The sequence below is a fragment of the Aquabacterium parvum genome, assembly GCF_001447195.1.
Classification (GTDB): domain Bacteria; phylum Pseudomonadota; class Gammaproteobacteria; order Burkholderiales; family Burkholderiaceae_C; genus Aquabacterium; species Aquabacterium parvum.
The window spans coordinates 1-4,029 of sequence record NZ_LFRI01000340.1 but is presented as its reverse complement, the minus strand read 5'-3'; the positions used below and the strand labels follow the sequence as shown (position 1 = coordinate 4,029).

The window sequence follows — 4,029 nt, the reverse complement described above, 5'->3', positions numbered from 1 at the left end:
CCTTGACCTGCCTGACAGCCTCCAGTTTGTACTCCAGGGTGTACTTGCCACGTACCTGCTTGTCGACCATTTCTTCGCTCCTTTCCAGCATTGTGGTCATGAGCTAAGAACTCCACTTTTCGGGGGCAACCTCAAGTTCACCGCTTCCCGAAATGTTGACGTTGGAGGATTCCTTCGTCCGCTTCGTGCCGACTGACCTCGTGGGCATGTCATAGCCCGGAACGTAGGACTGGTTGCGGCTCATCTTCGCAAGGGTGCCATCCCGTCGGGCCGCTTCGAGTTCCGCGATGACCTCGGCTCGTGTCTTGCCGCCGGGCATGGCATGGTATTCGCCGCCGGAATCGTCGTTGGACGGCGTGAAGCCGTTGCTTGCGAAAGTCGGCGCAGTTGTGATCGTGAGGACTGCGGCGACGATGGCGGTGGAAAGATTGATGCGCGACATGATGTACTCCTTCAAGCTGAATCAGCGCCATAGCCGCCTTGAGGCTACGGCCCAAACGCCGTTTCCGGACGTCATGGATCTCACTATAGGAATCGCGCTGCGACGGCAGCCCGACCGGGCCATTACATTTCCGTCATTTGCGTCGCACCGGCGAAAACAACAAACTCACCACCCAGATATGGGCGCAACTCTGCTGCTGCAGTGGCGGGCCCATTTGCCGGAGATGTAGCGATGCCCGAAAGACTCGTGCCGGCAACGTCCAGCCCCTTGCTGATGTCTTCGCCGATGCGCGTCATGGGCGGCTGCAGCCCTCGCTCGGGCGGGCGGTGTTCTCGGGCTCATGGCGGTGCTCCTCTAAGGTCTGTCGCGGCAGCGAAGGGCACGCAGATGATGGGGCAGAGCGGCGGCACGCAAGACAGGCTCTTCTACAACTCCAACATCGACAACCACATACCGCGCAACCCACGGCCGTTTAACCCCACGATTACAGCCAACGCGCGTATGCGTCCGGCAAAGTGAACCGCCCCGGGTGCCGGTGCGGTTCACAGCCCCACCTTTGATGAGCGGGGACCACGGCGCGAGTTGTTGTCCTACCAACAAACCGCATGCGGATAACGGCGCGTGGTCTGAAAGCATGAGTACGCTGTACTTAATCGCTGCATTCACTCTGCGAGTTCGTCGTGGGAGTTGAACGCGCCCTAACTGTGACGCGCCCCGCACCGTGGCCGCGAGGGCATGAATTTCCGATAGACGAGGGTTGATATGCTGCACCAGCCCAAAACAAAGTTTCTCAGTAGCTTTGTGCCGTGGGCTTCTCCTTGGAAGCGCCTTGTACTGATAAGCCTGCTGTCACCGGTGCTGTGGCTGCAAGCGCTGTATGTGCGGCGAGTCACGCCGCGCCTGCCGGAGCCGCCGGGCCGGCGGGCCGGAATTTCCGGGCATGGCCCGCTTTTGCGCCTATTGGTGGCCGGCGATTCGGGTGCTGCGGGTGTTGGAGCGCCGACGCAGAGTCAAGCACTCTGCGGCCAATTGGTTCGCTGTCTGGGTCAGCATCACACAGTGCAGTGGTGTGTCTTGGCGGCCAACGGACTGAATTCGCCGGGCTTGCTTCAGCTACTGGAAGACGCCCCTCCCGCACGCTTCGATGTCGTGGTGCTCTCGATCGGCGCCAACGATGCGACAGCTCTGCTCAGTCCACCTTTGTGGGCGCGCTGGCAGAACCGGCTAGCTGAGCTGATCGATCACCGCTTCGAGCCGGCTTTGCTGGTTCACACTGCCGTGCCGCCGATGCATGCCTGCCCGGCGCTGCCCCAACCGCTGCGTTGGTTCATGGGCCGTTGGGCACACCAGATGAACCAGTCGCTGGCCGGCATGCTGCCCGCGCAGGGACATCGCCTCATGCACTGGCATCCAGAATCGACGACGAGTGTGGGCCTGGCTGTGGACGGCATCCACCCGAGTTCGGCCGGTTACGCAACATGGGCGGAAGAATTGAGCCCGCACATACGGGCCGGCGTTGCGGCCACGCCGACAACGTGAAGTGATTTCTACGCAACGATGAACCCGTCGGCCACGAAGGCGACGCGCAGGATGAGCTCCTCCTCGATCGGTGCTTCGTGGTCCGGCACCATTCCGCAGTCGAACCTTTCGCCCGCCGTGTCGGCAGGCACCACGCTGTGGCCGCCTGCGGACCTGCAGCGCCACACCTCGCGGATCTCGCGCGAGGTCCGTTGGCCGGAGGGCGACCGCCAAGCCGGCACCTGATCCAAGTTGTCATACGCCGCAATGGGGAGAGCGTCGTCACCTGGGAGCATGCCGGGATAAGGCCAACTTTCTGTGATAACACCGGTTGTTATAAGCCCGCCAAACTTTGTCGACTATGTGCATAAAGTGGGGCCAGTGTCCTCTGGTCTTCACGCGTGCCTTGCTTGAGTCGCCCTCGGTGGCCTTCCGCGTTCTGGAACTGGTTGCGGCGCGGGAGCTTGATCTACGTCCCGTCGTACGAGCGCGCTTGATAGATAAAGTACGTGTCGTGTCCGCCGTTGGGCACGGCAACGCAAGGAAATTCACGACTTCGGTGAGCACGACAAGCCTACTGCATGCTCTCCAATCCAGCGCGAATCCGCACCGCCATGTCCCCGATCAGTTGAATGGCTGCACGGGTTGTCGGGTCAACACGGGAGCCGCGCACCGCCGCTGCGGCAAGACGGCACAGGTCGCCGAGCTGTTCGGCAGCGGCCACGATCTCTGCATCTGACCGCTCCATCGCTACGGTGAGCCGGAGCACCTGGACCCGGGCGTCGTGGTTCGACGGAATAGAGTCCGTAACTCAAATCGGCCCTGACTCCCCTTTGGAGCAGCTCAAGGGTCACGTGTCAACTGACTTGGAAAGTCCGTAAAACGCTGTGGATGGCGCGGTGGTGCGTTGTCTGGCCAGGAATAGAGTCCGTAACCATCACGACGAGACAACCGAAGGGGGCGCCCGGCGCGAAGTTGCCTATGCGCTGCTGAGATGCTGGAGCATTGACGATAGCAACGTTGCCATCTAGTCTGACAACCTCGGTGCGGGTTCAGGTCTTTCGGGGCACTACACGCTGTGGTGGAGGGTTGTCGAAGATGATCAGTGCCAACGAGTTTCACGCAGCAAACAAGCGGGCTTTGCAGAGCATGGCCAAGGCCGTTAGGGCTGTGTCTGCGAAGTACGACCGTCGAATTGGGATGGTCGTGGTGCAGTTGAGCAGTGGCTTGTACTTGCAGTTCCGGCCGCGTGATATCCAGGGCATGGAGCACGCTCGTCCAAGCGATCTTCGCGAGATAGTGATCTCACCATCTGGGCAGGGCTTGTATGTGCCGGCGCTGGATGCGGATGTGTATGTTCCGGGGCTTCTTCGAGGGGTGTTGGGATCGCGCTCTTGGATGAAGTCACTTGCGTTTCGAGCAGACCGGTGAGGTCTGGTGATACTGGTCAATTTGCCCTGCGGGTCCCACAGCTTGGTCACGCTACGTCCCGCACTTGATCGGCCGAGATAAACGAGCGTCCAGTGTGCAGCGGTAGCCGACGGTCGCGGCCACCTCAGCCTGTGACTGCTCTCGGCCAGAAGCAGACATTCGTTTTGCTATTTATATTCTATTGAGCCTAAATCCGGAGAATGGAGAATCAAATCTGCAAGGCTTGCCACCGGACCGCTTAACGAAGTTTCTGAGCGATGTACGAGATAAAGATCTTTGTAAACATCTTCTTCAATCGGAATTGCATGTAACCATCCGCTTGCCTGTTCATGCTTGACCGCGCTTTCCATCACAAGCGAGATTCCTAGCCCTGCGTGGACCGCGTGTTTGACCGCCTCGGTGCTACCTAACTGCATACCCACTGTGAACTCTGCCGAGTCGGCACCGGCATATTGTTGTAGTAGGCGCCCAGTTCCGGTAGCCGCTTCGCCTCCAAGCAAGTTCTGGGATTTTAACCACTTAAGTGGAATGGTCGACTCGGCAGCCCAAGGATGGCCGGGGCGAACAATGACAACCATCCTCTCGCGCCGCCATACTGTTGAGACGAACCCAGGACGTGAGTCCCACCACTCCATTAC

General features: G+C 60.0%; 7 protein-coding genes. 4 read left to right on the top strand and 3 right to left on the bottom strand.

The features are described from left to right. Positions 1–103 precede the first annotated feature (103 nt). Together ABG80_RS11480 and ABG80_RS22810 are read right to left on the bottom strand one after the other, a co-directional pair. On the bottom strand, positions 104–442 hold the full coding sequence (locus ABG80_RS11480) for a DUF4148 domain-containing protein (RefSeq protein WP_058087795.1): 339 nt from the start codon (positions 440–442) through the stop codon (positions 104–106). Between the two features lie 122 nt (positions 443–564). Next, the gene (locus ABG80_RS22810) at positions 565–738 is read right to left on the bottom strand and encodes a hypothetical protein (RefSeq protein WP_160322531.1); all 174 of its coding nucleotides are present in this window, start codon (positions 736–738) and stop codon (positions 565–567) included. Between the two features lie 466 nt (positions 739–1,204). On the opposite strand from ABG80_RS22810, the gene ABG80_RS21460 reads away from it, so the two are divergent. The 4 genes from ABG80_RS21460 to ABG80_RS11460 all read left to right on the top strand — a co-directional run bounded on the left by ABG80_RS21460 (position 1,205) and on the right by ABG80_RS11460 (position 3,391). Then, positions 1,205–1,981 (top strand): SGNH/GDSL hydrolase family protein, encoded by a 777-nt coding sequence (locus ABG80_RS21460; RefSeq protein ID WP_083506035.1) that lies wholly within the window; start codon positions 1,205–1,207, stop codon positions 1,979–1,981. A 51-nt stretch (positions 1,982–2,032) separates the two neighbouring features. Further along, a complete protein-coding gene (locus ABG80_RS22805) occupies positions 2,033–2,206 on the top strand; it encodes a hypothetical protein (RefSeq protein WP_160322530.1) in 174 nt (57 codons plus the stop codon). Positions 2,207–2,384: 178 nt separating this feature from the next. Next, on the top strand, positions 2,385–2,699 hold the full coding sequence (locus ABG80_RS21980; RefSeq protein ID WP_152987600.1) for a hypothetical protein: 315 nt from the start codon (positions 2,385–2,387) through the stop codon (positions 2,697–2,699). 359 nt (positions 2,700–3,058) lie between these two features. Beyond that, positions 3,059–3,391, top strand: coding sequence for a DUF2442 domain-containing protein (locus ABG80_RS11460; protein WP_152987599.1), 333 nt, complete (start codon positions 3,059–3,061; stop codon positions 3,389–3,391). A 167-nt stretch (positions 3,392–3,558) separates the two neighbouring features. On the opposite strand, the gene ABG80_RS21455 is transcribed toward ABG80_RS11460, so the two are convergent. Then, positions 3,559–4,029, bottom strand: a 471-nt coding sequence (locus tag ABG80_RS21455) for a LysR substrate-binding domain-containing protein (protein ID WP_083506034.1), incomplete at its 5' end; no start/stop codon positions are given.

Coding starts and splice junctions, on each gene's coding strand:
- ABG80_RS11480 (WP_058087795.1), bottom strand. CDS start 442: ATGTCGCGCATCAATCTTTCCACCGCCATCGTCGCCGCAGTCCTCACG.
- ABG80_RS22810 (WP_160322531.1), bottom strand. CDS start 738: ATGACGCGCATCGGCGAAGACATCAGCAAGGGGCTGGACGTTGCCGGC.
- ABG80_RS21460 (WP_083506035.1), top strand. CDS start 1,205: ATGCTGCACCAGCCCAAAACAAAGTTTCTCAGTAGCTTTGTGCCGTGG.
- ABG80_RS22805 (WP_160322530.1), top strand. CDS start 2,033: ATGAGCTCCTCCTCGATCGGTGCTTCGTGGTCCGGCACCATTCCGCAG.
- ABG80_RS11460 (WP_152987599.1), top strand. CDS start 3,059: ATGATCAGTGCCAACGAGTTTCACGCAGCAAACAAGCGGGCTTTGCAG.